15 protein-coding genes and 2 tRNA genes are annotated in these 16,581 nt (G+C 57.8%); 6 read left to right on the top strand and 11 right to left on the bottom strand.

Annotation, left to right across the window (positions count from 1 at the left end):
* Window positions 1-24: 24 nt before the first annotated feature.
* The 5 genes from pth to ispE all read right to left on the bottom strand — a co-directional run bounded on the left by pth (window position 25) and on the right by ispE (window position 3,978).
* Entirely contained in the window at window positions 25-654 is a 630-nt protein-coding gene (pth, locus tag IEW09_RS04345; RefSeq protein WP_188552889.1) for an aminoacyl-tRNA hydrolase, read from the bottom strand.
* Window positions 655-726: 72 nt separating this feature from the next.
* Window positions 727-1,398 (bottom strand): 50S ribosomal protein L25, encoded by a 672-nt coding sequence (locus IEW09_RS04340; RefSeq protein WP_188552888.1) that lies wholly within the window; start codon window positions 1,396-1,398, stop codon window positions 727-729.
* A 68-nt stretch (window positions 1,399-1,466) separates the two neighbouring features.
* On the bottom strand, window positions 1,467-2,579 hold the full coding sequence (locus IEW09_RS04335) for a ribose-phosphate diphosphokinase (RefSeq protein ID WP_373282792.1): 1,113 nt from the start codon (window positions 2,577-2,579) through the stop codon (window positions 1,467-1,469).
* A 244-nt stretch (window positions 2,580-2,823) separates the two neighbouring features.
* Window positions 2,824-2,897, bottom strand: a tRNA-Gln gene (locus tag IEW09_RS04330).
* 31 nt (window positions 2,898-2,928) lie between these two features.
* The gene (gene ispE, locus IEW09_RS04325; protein ID WP_188552887.1) at window positions 2,929-3,978 is read right to left on the bottom strand and encodes a 4-(cytidine 5'-diphospho)-2-C-methyl-D-erythritol kinase; all 1,050 of its coding nucleotides are present in this window, start codon (window positions 3,976-3,978) and stop codon (window positions 2,929-2,931) included.
* Between the two features lie 150 nt (window positions 3,979-4,128).
* On the opposite strand from ispE, the gene trpC reads away from it, so the two are divergent.
* The 3 genes from trpC to mug are packed head-to-tail and all read left to right on the top strand — an operon-like array spanning window position 4,129 to window position 6,210.
* A complete protein-coding gene (trpC, locus tag IEW09_RS04320; RefSeq protein ID WP_188552886.1) occupies window positions 4,129-4,932 on the top strand; it encodes an indole-3-glycerol phosphate synthase TrpC in 804 nt (267 codons plus the stop codon).
* Between the two features lie 3 nt (window positions 4,933-4,935).
* A complete protein-coding gene (locus tag IEW09_RS04315; protein ID WP_188552885.1) occupies window positions 4,936-5,619 on the top strand; it encodes a phosphoribosylanthranilate isomerase in 684 nt (227 codons plus the stop codon).
* 36 nt (window positions 5,620-5,655) lie between these two features.
* Window positions 5,656-6,210: a G/U mismatch-specific DNA glycosylase gene (gene mug / locus IEW09_RS04310; protein WP_229739071.1), complete on the top strand. Its 555-nt coding sequence runs from the start codon at window positions 5,656-5,658 to the stop codon at window positions 6,208-6,210.
* Window positions 6,211-6,250: 40 nt separating this feature from the next.
* Here mug and IEW09_RS18825 read toward each other — a convergent pair whose 3' ends face one another.
* The 5 genes from IEW09_RS18825 to IEW09_RS04285 all read right to left on the bottom strand — a co-directional run bounded on the left by IEW09_RS18825 (window position 6,251) and on the right by IEW09_RS04285 (window position 13,738).
* Window positions 6,251-6,754, bottom strand: coding sequence for a methylated-DNA--[protein]-cysteine S-methyltransferase (locus IEW09_RS18825; protein WP_188552884.1), 504 nt, complete (start codon window positions 6,752-6,754; stop codon window positions 6,251-6,253).
* Between the two features lie 102 nt (window positions 6,755-6,856).
* Window positions 6,857-8,389, bottom strand: coding sequence for a DNA-3-methyladenine glycosylase 2 (locus tag IEW09_RS04300; protein WP_188552883.1), 1,533 nt, complete (start codon window positions 8,387-8,389; stop codon window positions 6,857-6,859).
* An 80-nt stretch (window positions 8,390-8,469) separates the two neighbouring features.
* Window positions 8,470-11,727 carry a family 78 glycoside hydrolase catalytic domain gene (locus IEW09_RS04295; RefSeq protein WP_188552882.1) on the bottom strand — a complete coding sequence of 1,086 codons (3,258 nt, stop codon included), beginning with the start codon at window positions 11,725-11,727 and terminating at the stop codon, window positions 8,470-8,472.
* Between the two features lie 318 nt (window positions 11,728-12,045).
* The gene (locus tag IEW09_RS04290) at window positions 12,046-13,380 is read right to left on the bottom strand and encodes a sugar porter family MFS transporter (RefSeq protein ID WP_188552881.1); all 1,335 of its coding nucleotides are present in this window, start codon (window positions 13,378-13,380) and stop codon (window positions 12,046-12,048) included.
* Between the two features lie 281 nt (window positions 13,381-13,661).
* Window positions 13,662-13,738 (bottom strand) — tRNA-Val (locus IEW09_RS04285).
* A 166-nt stretch (window positions 13,739-13,904) separates the two neighbouring features.
* Here IEW09_RS04285 and IEW09_RS04280 point away from each other — a divergent pair.
* Window positions 13,905-14,390 (top strand): CDP-alcohol phosphatidyltransferase family protein, encoded by a 486-nt coding sequence (locus tag IEW09_RS04280; protein WP_373282791.1) that lies wholly within the window; start codon window positions 13,905-13,907, stop codon window positions 14,388-14,390.
* 6 nt (window positions 14,391-14,396) lie between these two features.
* Here IEW09_RS04280 and IEW09_RS04275 read toward each other — a convergent pair whose 3' ends face one another.
* Window positions 14,397-14,561, bottom strand: a complete 165-nt coding sequence (locus tag IEW09_RS04275; protein WP_188552879.1) for a hypothetical protein — start codon at window positions 14,559-14,561, stop codon at window positions 14,397-14,399.
* Between the two features lie 210 nt (window positions 14,562-14,771).
* Here IEW09_RS04275 and IEW09_RS04270 point away from each other — a divergent pair, with 210 nt between their 5' ends.
* Window positions 14,772-15,239 carry an RrF2 family transcriptional regulator gene (locus IEW09_RS04270; protein WP_188552878.1) on the top strand — a complete coding sequence of 156 codons (468 nt, stop codon included), beginning with the start codon at window positions 14,772-14,774 and terminating at the stop codon, window positions 15,237-15,239.
* A gap of 72 nt (window positions 15,240-15,311) precedes the next feature.
* The gene (locus tag IEW09_RS04265; protein WP_308420528.1) at window positions 15,312-16,580 is read left to right on the top strand and encodes an IscS subfamily cysteine desulfurase; all 1,269 of its coding nucleotides are present in this window, start codon (window positions 15,312-15,314) and stop codon (window positions 16,578-16,580) included.
* Window position 16,581: the final 1 nt, after the last annotated feature.

Below are 16,581 nucleotides of genomic sequence, written 5' to 3'. Positions count from 1 at the left end.
TCCGGTTTGGAAAATCAGCTATTGCTACTTCCCGTTCAACCCTTCCGTTCCCTTCTCGGGTTCGTCAGGCCGGCGGTTAAACTCGTTCATTGCAGCACCAACCCCTTTAGTCAGTACCACCTCGACAGCGCTGCGTGCGCGGTCGAGCACTTCATCCAACACCGCAAGCTCCTGCTTGCGGAACGGCGACAGCAGATAATCTTTGCCGCCCGCCTTGATCTCTCTGCCATCCTCGAGCGCCGGTTTCCCAACGCCGATGCGGATGCGCAGCCACTCTTCCGTTCCGAGCGCACCGGAGATCGACTTCACCCCGTTGTGCCCGTTCGCCGAGCCACGCTCGCGGATGCGAATCGTGCCCAGCGGAATCGCCAGTTCGTCATACAGGACGATCAGGTCCGTCGACGGAATAGCGATGTCCAACTCCTGAACCAGCGCGGCCACCGAAAGCCCGCTCAGATTCATGAACGTCTCAGGCTTTGCCAGCAGAATCTCTTCCCCTGCCAGCCTTGCCTTCGCCGTTAGCGCTCGTCCCCGCCGGTTGGTGAGCGACACACCGCAATCGTCTGCGATGCGGTCTACCGCAAGAAACCCGGCGTTATGCGGTGTGAACTGATACTCAATCCCGGGGTTGCCGAGTCCGACAATCAGCTTCACGCGAACGCTTCCCTTCCAAACCTTGCGATGGCGGCCTCGAAGTTCACTATCAGCTTCAAGACCACCGTCACATTACTTCTTTTTGGCATCGGCAGCCGGAGCAGCTTCCGCATCCGTCTTGCCCTTCTTGGCAACCTCGGGCTCGGTCGGAGCAGCGGCAACAACCTCAGCCGGAGCCTCTTCCTTGACCGCGGTGACGTGAGCAACGGTTGCATTCTCATCGCCGAGGAACTTGATGCTGCCCGAGTGCGGCAGGTCGGAGACGCGAATCACGCCATGCAACTCGAGGCCGGTGACATCGACGTCCAAGTGGCTCGGAATATCACCCGGAAGGCACTCGATCTCGACCTCGCGGAGAACGTGATCTAGGATGCCGCCCTGGTTCTTCACGCCGGTTGCAGTGCCTACAAGCTGGATTGGCACGGAGACGCGCATCGCCTTGTCCATCGCGATCCGCTTGAGGTCGATGTGCAGCAGACGGCCCTTGAGCGGCTCATTCTGCCAGTCCACAATCATGGCCTTGACCACAGCCGAGCCTTCGACGTTCAGATCGAAGATGGTGTTGTGGCCGGAGTCCGAGTGAAGAATCTTGGTGATCGCCTTCGGATCGACCGCAACCGCGACCGCATCCTGACCTGCGCCATAAACCACGGCAGGGATCTTGCCGGCGACGCGAACGCGGCGAGCCGCATTCTTGTTGAACTTGCCTGTACGAGGTGTTGCGACTACTGTCTCTGTTGCCATAACGAAACTTCTTCCTTTCGGGCACGAGGTTGAGCCTCGCTCCCTTTACTGCTCGTTGAGATAAACCGCTAGTTGAACAGCGTGCTAACGCTGGTCTCCATATGAATGCTCTCGATAGCGCGTCCCAACAGCCCGGCGATCGAAAGCACTTTAATCTTCGGCACCCGCAGCGCATCTTCGCGCAGCGGAATGGTATTCGTCACGATCAGCTCTTCCAATCGTGAATTTGCGATACGCTCAACTGCCGGCCCGGACAGCACCGCATGCGTCGCGCACGCATAAACTTTTTCCGCGCCCTGATCGAGCAGCGCATCCACCGTCTTCACCATGGTTCCGGCGGTGTCGATAATGTCGTCGAGGATCAGGCACGTCCGGCCCTTTACATCGCCGATGACGTTCATCACCTCAGTTACATTAATGTCGGTCCGCCGCTTGTCGACGATGGCCAACGGTACTTCCAACTTCTTGGCGAAGAATCTCGCCCGCTCCACGCCGCCCGCATCCGGCGAAACCACCGTCAGATTCGAGAGGTTCAGATCCCGGAAGTAGCTCACCAGCACCGGACTGGCAAACAGGTGGTCCACCGGGATATTGAAGAAACCCTGAATCTGCGCTGCATGCAGATCGACCAGCAACGCCCGGTTTGCACCAGCCGTGGTGAGAAGATCGGCAACCAGCTTCGATGTAATCGCCACACGAGGCCGGTCCTTGCGGTCCTGTCTCGCATAGCCGTAGTACGGCATGACAACCGTGATGCGTCCGGCCGATGCGCGCTTCAGCGCATCCATCATGATCAACAGCTCGACGAGATGCTGATCGACCGGAAAACACGTAGGCTGCACCAGAAAGACGTCCGCGCCGCGAACGTTTTCGAGCAGCTGAAAGTGAACCTCGCCGTCGGAGAATCTCTGCAACCGGGTCTCGCCCAGCGGCACACCGACGAACTTGCAGATCTCCTCGCACAGTGCGGGGTTGGACGATCCGCAAAAAATCTTAATGCGCTTGCTCTCGCCCAGCTTGCCGGAGCGCTTCTTCTCCGACGATGGCGCGTCGGCTGACCGCGACGCCTTACTATGCGTGCCCTGAGCGGCTGGCGCTGGCGCAGACTGGGAGCCCGTTTCCGTCTCCTCAGCCTGCCCTGAAACAGGGGAAAGAACTGCAGTCGTGTCTTGTTCGTTCACGTTGAAACCCTCCAGGCTGGTTGACCTTGGTAGTTCCTGCTGCCTTGTCTCGCGAAGCCTTGTTGCGGCCCCGTAGGTCTCTCGAAAAATCCTTGTTGCGAATACTGCGAAAGCTAAAGACGATGTTCCTTCAAAACTTCACTTCTTTGTTCGCCATGTTGCTGCGAACCAAAAACCGTTCTACTCCTGCGGCACATTGCTGCCGCAAAAACCCTGAACTCCGTTGCATCCGGCGTCGACATATTGGTTGGGCGACTAGGATTCGAACCTAGACAAAGAGATTCAAAGTCTCTTGACCTACCGTTAGTCGATCGCCCAGTATGCCGCCGGCCTGCGATTGCCGGCCAGGCTACCCTGCGAACATTCTCTCCCAGTAAGCCGCCCTGGGCAAAGTCTCCGTCAGCAAAGTCCTGACCCCAGCCTGCGTTACAGCCGACTGGACACGCTGTTGAGCTATCCGCGCTTCTGCATCGGACCGGTAAAGTCCAAACAGAGCCGAACCCGAGCCCGAAAGCGCCGCATACAAAGCAGGAGCTTCAGAGTCGGTACCCATCAATAAACGCTTGGTTTCACGCAAGGAGGGATAAGCAGGAAAGACGACCTTTTCAAAGTCGTTTTCAACCCCGGTGCGGACAAGCGAGAGAAGGGTATTCTCCGCGAGATCGTTCCGCACACCACCCTGAACATCATCAGAGTCTCCCTGTTTTTTCTCAGGACTGAGGTTGCGAACGATACCGGAAGTGCCGGGCTCTGCATACAAGGATGCATAAGCGAGGCTCAACTTCATAAGTCTATCGTGTTCAACAGACGGCGTCAATCCATCCCCGGCAGCCAGCGTGTCCCAGTCGCGAAAGGCCTGCGGCGTCGAGACGCCCACGTTCGGCACCACGACCAGGCAGGCTGTTGGCGGCATATCGGGCAACGGAACCACCTGCTCCCCCCGCCCCAACCCCAAAACCGCGCCGCCCAACAGAAATAGCGGCACATCCGAGCCGACAGCGGCGGCCAGTTCCAGCCGCTCCGTACCCGGCAGCGCCACTCCCAGCTCCCGCTCGAGCGCGATCAGCGCCGCGGCAGCGTTTGCGCTTCCTGCACCCATACCACCTTGAATCGGAAGGCTTTTTTCGATCAAAACCTCAACCTCGGCAGCTACACCCAAACGCTCCAGACATTTTTCGACGATCTTCCAGGCGGTATTTCGGCCGTCGAGCGGAACCCGGGGATGATTGCTGGTCAGCGTAAGGCGCGTGCTGGCTGCCTGTCGCGCCGTAACTGTAACTACATCATGCAGATCCAATGTCTGATACAACGTCGTGAGAGCATGAAACCCATCAGCCCGCGCAGGCCCAATCGCCAACCCCAGATTGATCTTCGAGTAAGAACGAACGCGCGTAGCCATCGCCTCTGATTCTAACTGGCCTGCACATTTTGCAGCTGATTGCTTGCAGGAGTGAGGACTTTATCTCGTACCCCGCTCCGGTCGAGATGACGCTTGGGGAGTTGCGGGGGCTCGCAGCGGGATTCTCCCCACAATCGGTAGAATGAAAGTATGGCGACAAAGCTCGATGAGATTCTTGCGGACACCCGGGCAAAGGTAGACGCACGCAAGACCACAGCAGACTATGCAGCGCTCGAGCGGAGGGCGGCCGCTCATATGCCGCGCGGCTTTGCCGCAGGACTGCGCGCAGCCGCCGCGAAACGGCCCGCTATCATCTCTGAGATCAAAAAGGCTTCTCCTTCGAAGGGATTGATTCGAGGCGACTTTCACCCGGAGAGTCTGGCCCGTATGTTTGAAACGGCGGGGGCGGCAGCGCTGTCTGTCTTGACGAACGAAGCCTTCTTTCAGGGCTCGCTGGAGTATCTCGAAGTCGCCTCGGTAGCGGTGAAGATTCCCTGCCTGCGCAAAGATTTTATGGTCGACCGCTTTCAGTTGCTGGAGGCGCGGGCCTCCGGGGCCGACGCCATTTTGTTGATCGTGGCCGCCCTTACCGATCCGATGCTGACTGAGTTGCGTGACGAGGCGGCGCGCATGGGTCTCGATGTGCTGTGCGAGGTGCATGACCGGCAGGAGCTGGAGCGTGCCGTGCAGTTGGGCTTTAAGTTGATCGGGGTAAACAGTCGCGATCTGCGAACCTTTACCGTCTCACCGGAGCTGGTGATCGAGCTTGCCCAGTGGAAGCCGGCAGACACCTTGATGGTGGCAGAGAGCGGCATCGGATCGGCGGCAGATATTGCGCGTTACAGCGCAGCCGGATATGAGGCCTTCCTGGTGGGGGAGGCATTGATGAGACAGCCGGACCCGGGAGCAGCGCTGGCCGCTTTGCTCGCGTGCGAATGCCCGGCGGAGATTTAAGCGATGTGGATCAAAATCTGTGCGAACACGAACCTTGACGATGCACAAATGGCAGCAGAGCTGGGAGCCGATGCGGTTGGCTTTGTCTTTGCGCCCAGCCGTCGGCGAGTCACGGCAAAAGACGTCGCGCAGATTACACCGCACCTGCCTACAAACGTGGAACGAATCGGGGTCTTCGATTCGCTCTACGCCGAAGAGATTGCAGCCTCTGTGCGCGAGGCGGGATTGACCGCAGTACAACTTCACGGCGGCGGAGAGCTTGTTCTGGCACGGCGTTTAAACGACCTCTTCGAGGGGAAGATAGGGATCATTCAGACCGTCCATTGGTCGGTAGATGCGGGCGAGGAGAGCGCGAAGGCAGTGCGGCAACGGCTGAACGCTATTCAGGCGGGCGCCGTCATTGAGCGTGTTCTGATCGACTCCAAGGTAGGCCAGGCAACCGGTGGAACCGGCGTCTCCTTTGACTGGGCCGCAGCACGAGAGGTTCTGCAAAGCGGCGGCAGCCGATTGAAGATGATTGTCGCTGGAGGTCTGCGTCCAGACAACGTAGCAAAGGCGATCTCTGAACTGAACCCCTGGGGTGTGGATGTGGCCAGCGGCGTTGAAAAAGGCCCGGGTCGCAAAGATCCCGAGAAGCTGCGTACGTTTATCCAGAATGCCCAGGCAGCGAAGAGCACACACGTCTGAGAGATGGCGACGCGAAAAGGTTCGATGAGACAGGAGATGATTGAGCCCACGATGGGCGGCTTCTCTCTCTCGAAAGGCCATCCGGTTCAAGGGCTTGCTGACATCCTTGCAAAAGATTTGAGCGTGGTCTTCTGCGGAATCAATCCCGGGATGAGTTCGGCGGTAGTCGGCTATCACTTCGCCAGTCGCAGCAACCGGTTCTGGCGAGCGCTTCATCTCTCGGGATTCACGCCGGAGCAGCTAATTCCGCAAAATGCCGCCTCGCTGCTCGACTATCGCTGCGGGCTTACCTCGGCGGTAGATAGACCGACCATTGGTGCGAGCGATCTTAGAAGAGATGACTTTATTAACGCGCGCCCTGGCCTTGAACAGAAGATCAGGCGATATAGTCCGCGCTATATCGCCTTCCTGGGCAAGCCTGCGTGCGCTGCAATCTTCGATCAACGGGAGGTCCGCTGGGGCAGACAGAGTATGCGATTCGGCGGAGCACAGGTGTGGGTGCTGCCGAATCCCAGTGGGCTCAACCGGGCGTTCACCCTCGAAGGTCTGATTACTGCCTACCGGGAGCTGTCGCAAGAGGTGAGCCTATAGTTGACCACTGGACAAAGTGTCTGGATGGCTTTGATTGCTCTCAGACAAGTTCAAGCTGACGCAGTTGTGCAACACCCTCAAGTTCGAGCAAGAATTTCTTTCGCTCAAGACCACCCGCATAGCCTGTCAGGCTGCCATCGCTTCCGATGACTCGATGGCATGGAACGACAATGCTGATCGGATTACGGCCGTTGGCCAGACCGACGGCGCGAATCGCTGCACGGTTGCCGATGGCATCGGCAAGCTGGGCATAGGTTCGCGTCTCTCCATAGGGGATCTTGCGAAGATGCCTCCATACGTTCTGCTGAAAGGATGTCCCTTCGGGTGCAAGCCGAAGCGTGAACATCGTACGGCCTTGCTCGAAGTACTCCTGCAGCTCGGCGGCAGCCTGCTCGAAGCCTGAACGTACTCGAGTACCCAAAGCTTCGGGCATGGGGCCGCGCTTGTGCTCCGGCATGTAGATACCGCTGAGGACTCCGTCGGTGTTGACCAAGGTTAGCGTTCCCAGCGGGGATTCCATCAGGAAGTGCTCTTTCACGGACATAAAGGTCTCCTTCTTGCTCAGGTCTTTTCTGTATGCAAGACACGAGCGATTCGATACACAGACTAGCCTTGCTTTGTCGCCGGAACACTCCGCAAAGGATCTTCAAACTCGATCCCTCATCGGAGAAGGTCTTAATTCCGAAGTTCGTTTGATCGAGATCAGAGCCGGATCGACCGCCCAGAGATGTTGCGCGGCATAGGCTCTCCACGGCCGCCACGATTCGGCCTGGCTGAGCAGACTCATGGCATTCGGTCTGCCTCCTTCAGCGAGTGCTGCAGCACCGCGCAGCAGACCGATGTCGGACGAGGGAAATGCATCCATCTCGCGAACAGCGCGCAGAGCGATGTAATGCGCCGTCCACTCGCCGACACCGCGAATGGTCTTCAGCCGCTCAACTGTCTCTTCGAGTGTGCCGAACGGGCTGAAGAGATTCGGGTCTGCGACGGATGCCTCAGCAATTGCGCGCAGGGCCTGCTGCCGCGCACCTGGGATGCGCAGGCCGATCTCCGTCGCTGTTGCAAGTCGCTTCGCCGTGGGAAAGACATGTGTCAGCGCTGGATGAATCGCATATTCCTTAGACACGGGCTTGCCGTGAAGCTCGACGAGTCTTCCTGCAAGGCCGCGTGCGGCAGTGACGCTGATCTGCTGGCCGAGGATGGCGCGAATCGCCAACTCAAAGCCGTCCCATCCACTGGGCGCACGCAGTCCACGGCGCTGATTGATCAGCGGCCTCAGCAGAGGATCGCTGCTCAGGTGCGCCTCGATGGTCTCGATATCTGCGCCGGTGTCAAACTGGCGTCTTACGCGGGCCACGATGACCGGTAGCAACTTCACATCTGGAAATCGGATGGTGACGCCGAGGCTCTGTCGCTCTGGGATGTTCCAGACCTCAATGCTCCCGGTTTGCCCGCGCACCTCGACAGTACGCAGGTAACGGTTGTTCTCAACGACCTCGACGCCGGGGATGGCTCGCGCTTCGAAGAACTTGAGGATCGACTCCCAGTCGTAGGGCGGACGATATCGGATTCGCAGCGTTACACCCGCATCCGCGGCGACAGTAGCTGCAGACGTCTTGCGCCGGAGTGCGATGGGAGGGCGATGGAACAAGTTTTGAAATGTCTCGTTGAATCGCCGCGTGCTGCCAAAGCCCGATGCAGACGCAACCTCACCCATCGGCATGCGGGTCTCGTGAATGAGCTGCTTAGCGAAGAGAACGCGCCGCGTCTGCGCGACGGAGATCGGCGAAGCTCCGAGATGCTGCAGGAAGAGGCGGCGAAGCTGACGCTCGCCTACTCCCAGACGATCGGCCAACCGTGTGACGCTTGCGGCATCGCCGTCGAGAGCACCTTCTGCGATCAATGCAAGGGCACGCGAGACCGTATTCGATGTGCCGCGCCAGGAGGCCATATCAGGCGCAGTCTCGGGGCGGCAACGCAGGCAAGGACGAAAACCGGCGACCTGCGCCGCTGCCGCCGATCCATAAAATTGGCAGTTCTCGAACTTTGCCGTACGGGCAGGACAGATTGGCCGGCAATAGATCCCCGTCGAGGTGACGCCGACAAAGATCAGCCCGTCAAAACGGGTGTCTCGGCTCTGCAGCGCTCGATAACAGACGACCTTATCGGGTAGTTCCATAGCTCAATCCTCTCACGCAGGACGAGCTAAATTAGCGGTTTTCGGACATGGTCACTTTTGTAAATCTGAGGATGTCTTTGCTATGGATTCTTCAACCTCACAGTAAAGTCATAGCTTCCAGCAGCGAGTTCATAGACGTTCTCGTCGCTGCCTTTTCTTACCAGCGGACTCTTTGAGAGCGGCTTGCCATCGATCACGTAGTTCGCTGCGTCAGCGTCAGAGATCGGCAACCGTGCGCTCGTGTTCGGTGGAATGGTGACATGCCACGCTGCGCTGTCTCCGTTCACTGTCCATTGCGAACGGACCGTGCCGTATCGAGATTCGTAGGAGAAGTCCATCTTGCCCAGGCGAGCGTCGAAGTTCGGATGAAGCACGATCGTGTGCAGACCGGCGTCTGCGGTTGTCGCGTCGATACCGGCGGCGTAACGGTAGAGCCATTCGCCCACAGCTCCGTATGCATAGTGGTTGAAGGAGTTCATGCCGGGATCGGCGATCATCTTGTCGCCGTTCCAGCGCTCCCACATGGTGGTTGCACCGTGATCGATCATGTAACCCCAGGATGGATATTGCGTGTTCAGCAGAAGCCGGTACGCTACGTCGGCATGGCCGGAGTCGCTAAGCTCTTCCATGAGATACGGTGTCCCAAGAAAGCCTGTCCCAAGCTTCCATCCATTTGCCTCGATCAGGTTGACCAGCCTTGTGGCCGCCGCAGCGCGCAGGTTGTCGGGCAACAGTCTCATGTGCAGCGCCAAAACATAGCCGGTCTGGGTTTCGACGGGTCCTGTGCTATGCCTGTCGCCGCCAGCGTCGGCCATCGGGTTCGACTTTATTTCCCCACCAACAAATCCGTCGGGGTGAACGTAAGCCTGAATGAAGGCCGCCTTGATCTTTTCGAAAAGTGCAGCGTAGGTCTGCTCGTCCTCGGTTCTACCGACGGCGTGGGCCATCTGCTGCATCAGAGAGACGTCGTAGGCCCAATAGGCCGTTGCCACAAGCTCTTGCGAGGTAGGCCCCGTTGGAGAGAGCCAATCGCCAAAAGGAATGCCGCCTTCGTTCTTCCAGATGTAGTCCGGGTTTGCGGCGAGAATGGCTGCGAGGTACTTCGACATTGCATCCCAGTTCTGCCGGATGATCTCCTGATCGCCATTCTGGACCCATGAGGTCCACGGGACGATAACGCCTGCGTCGCTCCAGCCAGGGCCAAAGCCCGGATTCGGCTTCGCTGTTCCGGGAGCATAGATGCCGTACATCGCGGTTCCGACCTGCGTACCACGAAGATCAGTGGCATACTTTCGCGAGAAGGCTGCGAGATCCATATTGAAGGTTGCAGTGCGCCAGAAGACCTGCGCGTCCGCAGACCATCCCAGACGTTCGTCACGCTGCGGGCAGTCAGTCGGCACGCTTAGAAAGTTAGAGCGCTGGCCCCACAGGATGTTGCTCCATAGCTGATTCACCATCGCATTGCCGGTCTTCATCTGCGCCGTGATTGGAGCGTCGGTATTGAGCGCTACAGCCTGCACGGAGCTAAGACTGGGAGCCGCGGGCAACCCTGTGATCTCCATGTAGCGGAAGCCGTGGAAGGTGAAGGTGGGCTGATACTCTTCCACGCCGCCGCCTGCGAGGATGAAGTGGTCGGTGGCTTCGGCGTTTCTAAGGTTGGCTGTATAGAGCGTGCCATCAGGGTTCAGTAACTCTCCGAAGCGCAGCTGCACATTGGTTCCGGCTCTTCCCTGAACATGGATTCTGGGAACTCCGGCAAAGTCCTGACCAAAGTCATAGATATAAACGCCGGGGCGCGGAATGGTAACCGATTTTGGCCGGAGAACCTGCGTGGCGTGAATCGGCTGAAACGACTGCCATAGTATCTCGGGCTCATTGGGATGGACGAGCGCGACGGAATGCCAACCGGCATCAGAGAAAGAGGCCGTATCCCATCCCTTCTGATGGCGACGTGCGTCGTAGGTCTCGCCGTTATAAATTTCGGCGGAGAGGATCGGTGAGGTATCTGCCTTCCATGATGAGTCGGTCGCGATCCAATCCACGGTGCCGTCGGTGTATGCAACTCTGAGTTGCGCCTTCAGCGCATTCTGCGTATCGCCGTAGTTGTTCCCTTGCCCGATCCATTCCAGCGGAGTCGAGTACCAGCCCGGCGCAAGGTAGGCTCCAATAGCGTTTTCTCCTTTTTGCAGAAGCGCGGTCACGTCGTAGTCCTGATAGGTCACGCGAGCGCGATAGTCGGTCCACCCTGGCGATAGGACCTGATCGCCGACAGGCTTTCCGTTCAGGCTGAACTTGTAGGCTCCGAGCGCTGTGGCATAGAGCCGTGCGGAGGCTACCTGCTTATTGACCCGGAAGCTATGCCGCAACGCTGCGACTGCGGCGGTCGGCAACGGATCTCCAAGCTTGTCCTGTCCGCCAAAGGCATCCTTCTCTGGAGCATAGGGGATGGCGTCGGCCCAGTCCGCATCACCGTCATTCGCTGTGTACCAGTTGCCGGACGCATTGAACTGCGCCTTCCACTCCTGATCTCCAGTCTTGATCACCTTGCTGCTGCCGTCTGCCGTCTCTATATATAGAGCAGCACTCATCGGCGTCCGCCCCTGATTGCCTCCATTGAACCGCGTTACCTCGATGGCGAGAAGATCCTGGCCCGGATGCAGCTCTTTGCTGACGTCCACCCTGGTATATGTCTTCCATGGAGTGCGTCCCCATGCCGGTTGCGTCTCGGGATTGAGCACCTTCACTCCGCCGATCCACGCTGTCACCGTATCTTCGCCGGTAACATATAAAACCGCCCGCTTGACTCCGGCGGGCGCATCGAAACGCAGACGGAAGTCGTGCCGCGTGGCCCCTTTTGCCGGAACATCTGCCGGCGAGGGATTGGTGATCCACTGCGCATGGGCCGCGCGCAGGCTGGCCTGTTCGGCGTCTTCATAGCCGATCCACTGCGCGGTCCAGTTCGACGGCTCGAGCAGGCCAGTCTCCCACCAGCTCGCATCGCTGGCCGGATAGGCCTTGCCATGCATGTCCCACGACTGAACGCGCCAGTAGTAGCGCTTCTCCGGCGCTAGCTGCGGGCCGCCGTAAGCGACATCCACCGTACGGTCTGACTGGACGCGGCCGCTGTCCCACACATCGGGATGATCGCCCGCGAGCCGATCGGGCGTGCTTGCAACAAGAATCCTGTAGGCCGTCTGCTTTGCGCCGGTGCGCCCATCCTCGAGCTCCCACGACAGAAGCGGCGTCTTCGAATCATCGCCCAAAGGCGTTATCAGCGAGTCGCACTCCAACGCTGTCGGCTTACCAGCTTCGGCACGCGTTTGCTGTTTCTGAGCCATAACAATAGGTGCTGATGCAAGAAGAAGAGCGGCGCAAATTGATCGCGTTCCAATGAAAAATAGTTTCATCCTGGCACGGCCTTTAGATGGATTGAAAGAGCACGGCCATTCTACGGAAAGAAGCTCAATCTGTCTCATGGGAGTTGGCACGCAGCATAGGCGGCCACGCTGCACGTAATTCACTTCCTTCCTGCGCCACCGCAACGACACATTTCAGGTCGTAGATGGTTACGTCGTCCCAATATTTCGCCCCATTATCAAAAAACTAGGGCATATTGGCGTCTGCCGCCTCTCGTCCTGCCTTTCGATGCGGCGGAGTTAACTCTCTGCAATTCGGAGCTTCGCCTGTACCTGCTCAAGCGAAAGCCCCTTCGTTTCGGGAAAGAGGAAAAGGGTAATAAAAAACTGGGCAACCATGAGCACAGCGAAGAAGACAAAGGGAAGCGAGGCCGATTTGGCGGCCAGCGAAGGAAATATCAGAGAGATCATGCCATTCATGACCCAGAGAACGGTGCTGCCGAGCGCTTGGCCCTTGACACGGATGGCGTTCGGAAAGATCTCGCTCACGTAGACCCAGATTACGGAACCTGAAGAGAGCGCGAACGAGGCGATGTATCCGCCGAGAAAGAAGATCAGCGCGCCGCGCCAGCGACCAGTGATAAAGGTGGTAGCGATGCCGCTAAGACCAATCGTCATGCCAACGCAACCGATGAGGAGCAATGTCTTGCGACCCAGCCTGTCGATGAGCGCCATGGCCAACAGTGTGGAGACCAGATTGACGGCGCCGATGATGACCGTCTGCACTCCTCCGGAAATACTGTCGAAACCCGCAGAAGCAAAGATGTCGTTGAGGTAGTAGAGCACCGCATTGATGCCGGAGAGTTGGTTGAAGGCAGCGATGGTAATCGCAAGAAAGATAGGATAGCGGTACTTCTTTCGGAAGAGCGGCTCTTTGCTGCTATCCCTACTCGCGTGAATGGAGGCTGCGATGGCATTTAACTCGGCTTCCGCGTCCGGACCGCCTATGGCGAAAATCGTGGTACGAGCTTCGTCCACTCGACCCTGCATTACGAGCCAACGCGGACTGTGAGGAATGCCGAAGAGCATCAACAGAAAGAAGACTGCCGGCAGTGCGGCGACACCGAACTCCCACCGCCACTCGCTCAGTCCCAGGTGAAACGATGCGACGACGAGATTTGAGAAGTAAGCCAGCAGGATACCGACGACGATATTGATCTGGAAAAGACCGACGAGGCGGCCACGATAATTTGCGGGAGCAAGCTCTGCAATATATACCGGCCCCAACACCGAAGAGCCTCCGATGGCAAGGCCGCCGATGCAGCGCGCAATGAGGAAAATAGGCCAGCTCCATGCCAATGCACAGCCAGCGGCAGAGAGAACGTAGAGCACAGCCAGGACGCGCAGGACGGCGCGACTGCCGTAGCGTTGGCCGATATCTCCAGAGCAGATCGCACCGACGACAGTGCCCCACAGCGCAATAGAGACAGTGAAGCCAAGTTGAAAGGGAGTGAGATGAAATTGCCCGGTCAGCGCATGAGTTGTACCGGCGATGACGGCGGTGTCAAAGCCGAAGAGCAGGCCGCCCAGTGCCCCGGTGAGCGCACTGCGTATAAGGAATGTATTGAGCGCCAAATGCCTATTCCGCCTTTCCGATATTCGAATAGTTCCCGAAGCCGATGTGTAGCGCAATCTCCAGAATGGGTCTGATCCGTCTCCACCCGCAGGCGCTGCGTCACAGCAATATTAAGATTAAGACCACATTGGGAATCTACAGCCACGCCGCTGGCTCCAGGTAGTTGGAGGCTTAGGGACAGTTTCTCGCCACGTTGCTCTGCAACGCGTTTGTCCAATAGCGAAATGGAATGGGGAAAAGGGTAAGAATGGATCAGATGTTCGTATCTGATTGAAAAATATGGTAGGCACGATTGGATTCGAACCAACGACCTCTACCGTGTCAAGGTAGCGCTCTAACCAACTGAGCTACGCGCCTGTGCGTTTTTTTAGTCTAAATGGAGTGAGAGGGTTAGAGCAACAAGAGGCACGATATAGGTTAAGATTGACTGACCACTGTGCCTTTTTTGAAGCAATTTCGCGCCGCTCCAAACCTGCTCACAATGTTGCGGCTGTTCATTATTCCTTTTCTTATCATAGAAATCATGGACGCCCAGTACGCTGGAGCTCTGGCACTGTTTATTTTGGCCGGCGTAAGCGATGCGCTCGATGGCCTTTTGGCACGGTGGCTGAGCCAGAAGACGACGCTGGGGCAATACCTTGATCCGATCGCCGACAAGTTGCTGCTAAGTACTTTATTTGTAGTATTTACGCATGTCGGCCTGATGCCTCGCTATGTTACGGTCCTGGTCTTCAGCCGCGATCTGGGAATCCTGCTGATTGCAACGCTGCTGTTTGCTACGGGGACGCTGCGGGATTTTCGCCCGAGCTGGTTCGGCAAACTAAATACACTGATGCAGATCATCGCCTTACTCTCAGTGCTCTGCCAGAAGGTCTTCGCATGGCATCACCTCGCGGCGATGAGGGACGGCCTGCTTGAGATCATCGCAGTGATGGCTCCGCTGTCAGCGGCCCAATATGCCTGGATTGTCTTTCGGCGGATGAACGCGCAACAGCCTACCGTGGTCTAGCCGTCTCTAGTCTTCGGCTGGGCTTTCGTCAGTGTTCTCGGCCTCTTCGATGGCGATATCACTAAACTCTGCAGAATCAAATACCTCTCCGCAGCTTTGGCACTCAACAAATTCGGCATCGTCCTCGCGGGCGACGACTTTAACGATGGGATGTTTGCACTTTGGAGTCATGAATGGAGAGAGCGAATGGTATGGATTCTGCCCGTCTTGAAGCGGCTTGTCAAGGCGCTTTTCAATGAGTTTTCGGTAACATCCACGGTTCAAACACAGGAATCGCGATAGGGACGAAGCTGGTTGCAAGGCATCCGTTCCGGACGTACACTATCTAGGACTGTAATTGTCGGCATTCTGGCGATTTTCTGTCCGAGGGCAAGATTTAAGATGCTTCGTCTGACTAAAAAAGCGGATTACGGTCTGATGGCCCTGAAGTATCTGGCCGAGCAGCTAAGCGGCAGCGCGCACAGCGCCAAAGACATTGCGGAGGCGTATCACATTCCTCCCCAACTGCTGGCCAAGATTCTGCAGACGCTGGCCAAGGCCGGCCTGCTGGTCTCGCACGCGGGCACCAACGGCGGCTATGCTCTGGCGCGGCCTGCAGCCGAGATCTCGGCATTTGAGGTGATCCGGGCGATTGACGGGCCGCTTTTCATTACAAGTTGCATAACGATTCACGGTGCCTGCGACCTGACCAGCACCTGCACCATCAAAGAACCATTGCGCAAGGTGAACGACAGCATCAAGGACCTGTTGAGCGGCATTTATATCGCTGACCTGGTCGAAGCAACCGATGGGGAGCATCCCAGAGCAAGCGCTCCGGTAGGCGGCGGACTAGTCAGCATTGCGATCTAGCGACAGAGAGCAAAGCGACGAGACAACTGAAATTTCGGGAATTTCAAAAGACAAGAAAGATGAGCATCGATTATGAGCGATAACGGGATGATAGTTACAGAGTCTGCTACAGCGCTGCCGGCGGGCGTGCATCTGCCGATCTACATGGACAACCATGCAACCACGCCTCTCGATCCCCGGATTCTGGAGGCTATGATGCCTTACTTCGGAGCAAAGTTCGGCAATGCGGCCAGCCGCAACCACTCGTTCGGCTGGGAAGCCGAGCAGGCGGTGGACAAGGCACGCGAGCAGATCGCCAAGCTGATTGGCGCGACCTCGAAGGAGATCATCTTCACCAGCGGCGCGACCGAGTCCAATAACCTTGCGCTGAAGGGCATCGCCGAGATGTACCGCGAGCGCGGCAACCACATCATCACCCAGGTCACTGAGCACAAGGCCGTTCTGGATACGTGCAAGAAGCTGGAAAAGCAGGGCTTCCGCGTGACCTATCTGCCGGTGCAGGCCGATGGGTTGATTGACATCGAAGACCTGAAGCGCGCCATCGACGACAAAACCATCCTGATCTCGATCATGTACGCGAACAACGAGATCGGCGTGGTCCAGCCGATCCGCGAGATCGGCCAGCTCTGCCACGAGAAGGGCATCATCTTCCACACCGATGCGGTACAGGCGGTGGGCAAGATTCCCGTGGACGTGCAGAAGGACAACATCGATGTCCTCTCGCTCTCGGGCCACAAAATCTACGGGCCGAAGGGCGTCGGCGCGCTGTATGTTCGCCGCCGCAACCCGCGCGTGCAGATTTCGGAACAGATCAACGGTGGCGGCCACGAGCGCGGCATGCGTTCGGGCACGTTGAACGTCCCCGGTATCGTCGGCCTGGGTGCTGCCTGCGAGATTTGCAGCCAGGAGATGGAAGCCGAGGCCAAGCGTGAGACCGAGCTTCGCGATTACCTGAAGAACAAGCTCGAGAACGCGCTTGACTACGTTCATGTGAACGGAAACATGGAGCACCACCTGCCGGGTAACCTGAATATGAGCTTTGTCTACGTCGAAGGCGAGAGTCTGCTGATGGGAATCAACGACATCGCGGTTTCTTCCGGTTCGGCCTGCACCTCGGCGACACTTGAGCCATCTTATGTGTTGAAGGCTTTGGGGCTTGGCGACGATGTGGCACACAGCTCAATCCGGTTCGGGCTTGGACGTTTCAATACCAAGGCCGAAGTAGATTACGTTTCGGACAAGATCATCGACGTGGTATCGAAGCTGCGCGAGCTCTCTCCGTTGTACGAGATGGTTAAAGAAGGCATCGACCTTACCAAGATTGAATGGGCGGCACACTAGG

It is taken from the genome of Edaphobacter dinghuensis, from assembly GCF_014640335.1.
In the GTDB taxonomy this organism is placed as follows: Bacteria; Acidobacteriota; Terriglobia; order Terriglobales; family Acidobacteriaceae; genus Edaphobacter; species Edaphobacter dinghuensis.
Note: the sequence above shows the minus strand (reverse complement) of the source record. Positions and strands in the feature narration are given on the sequence as shown.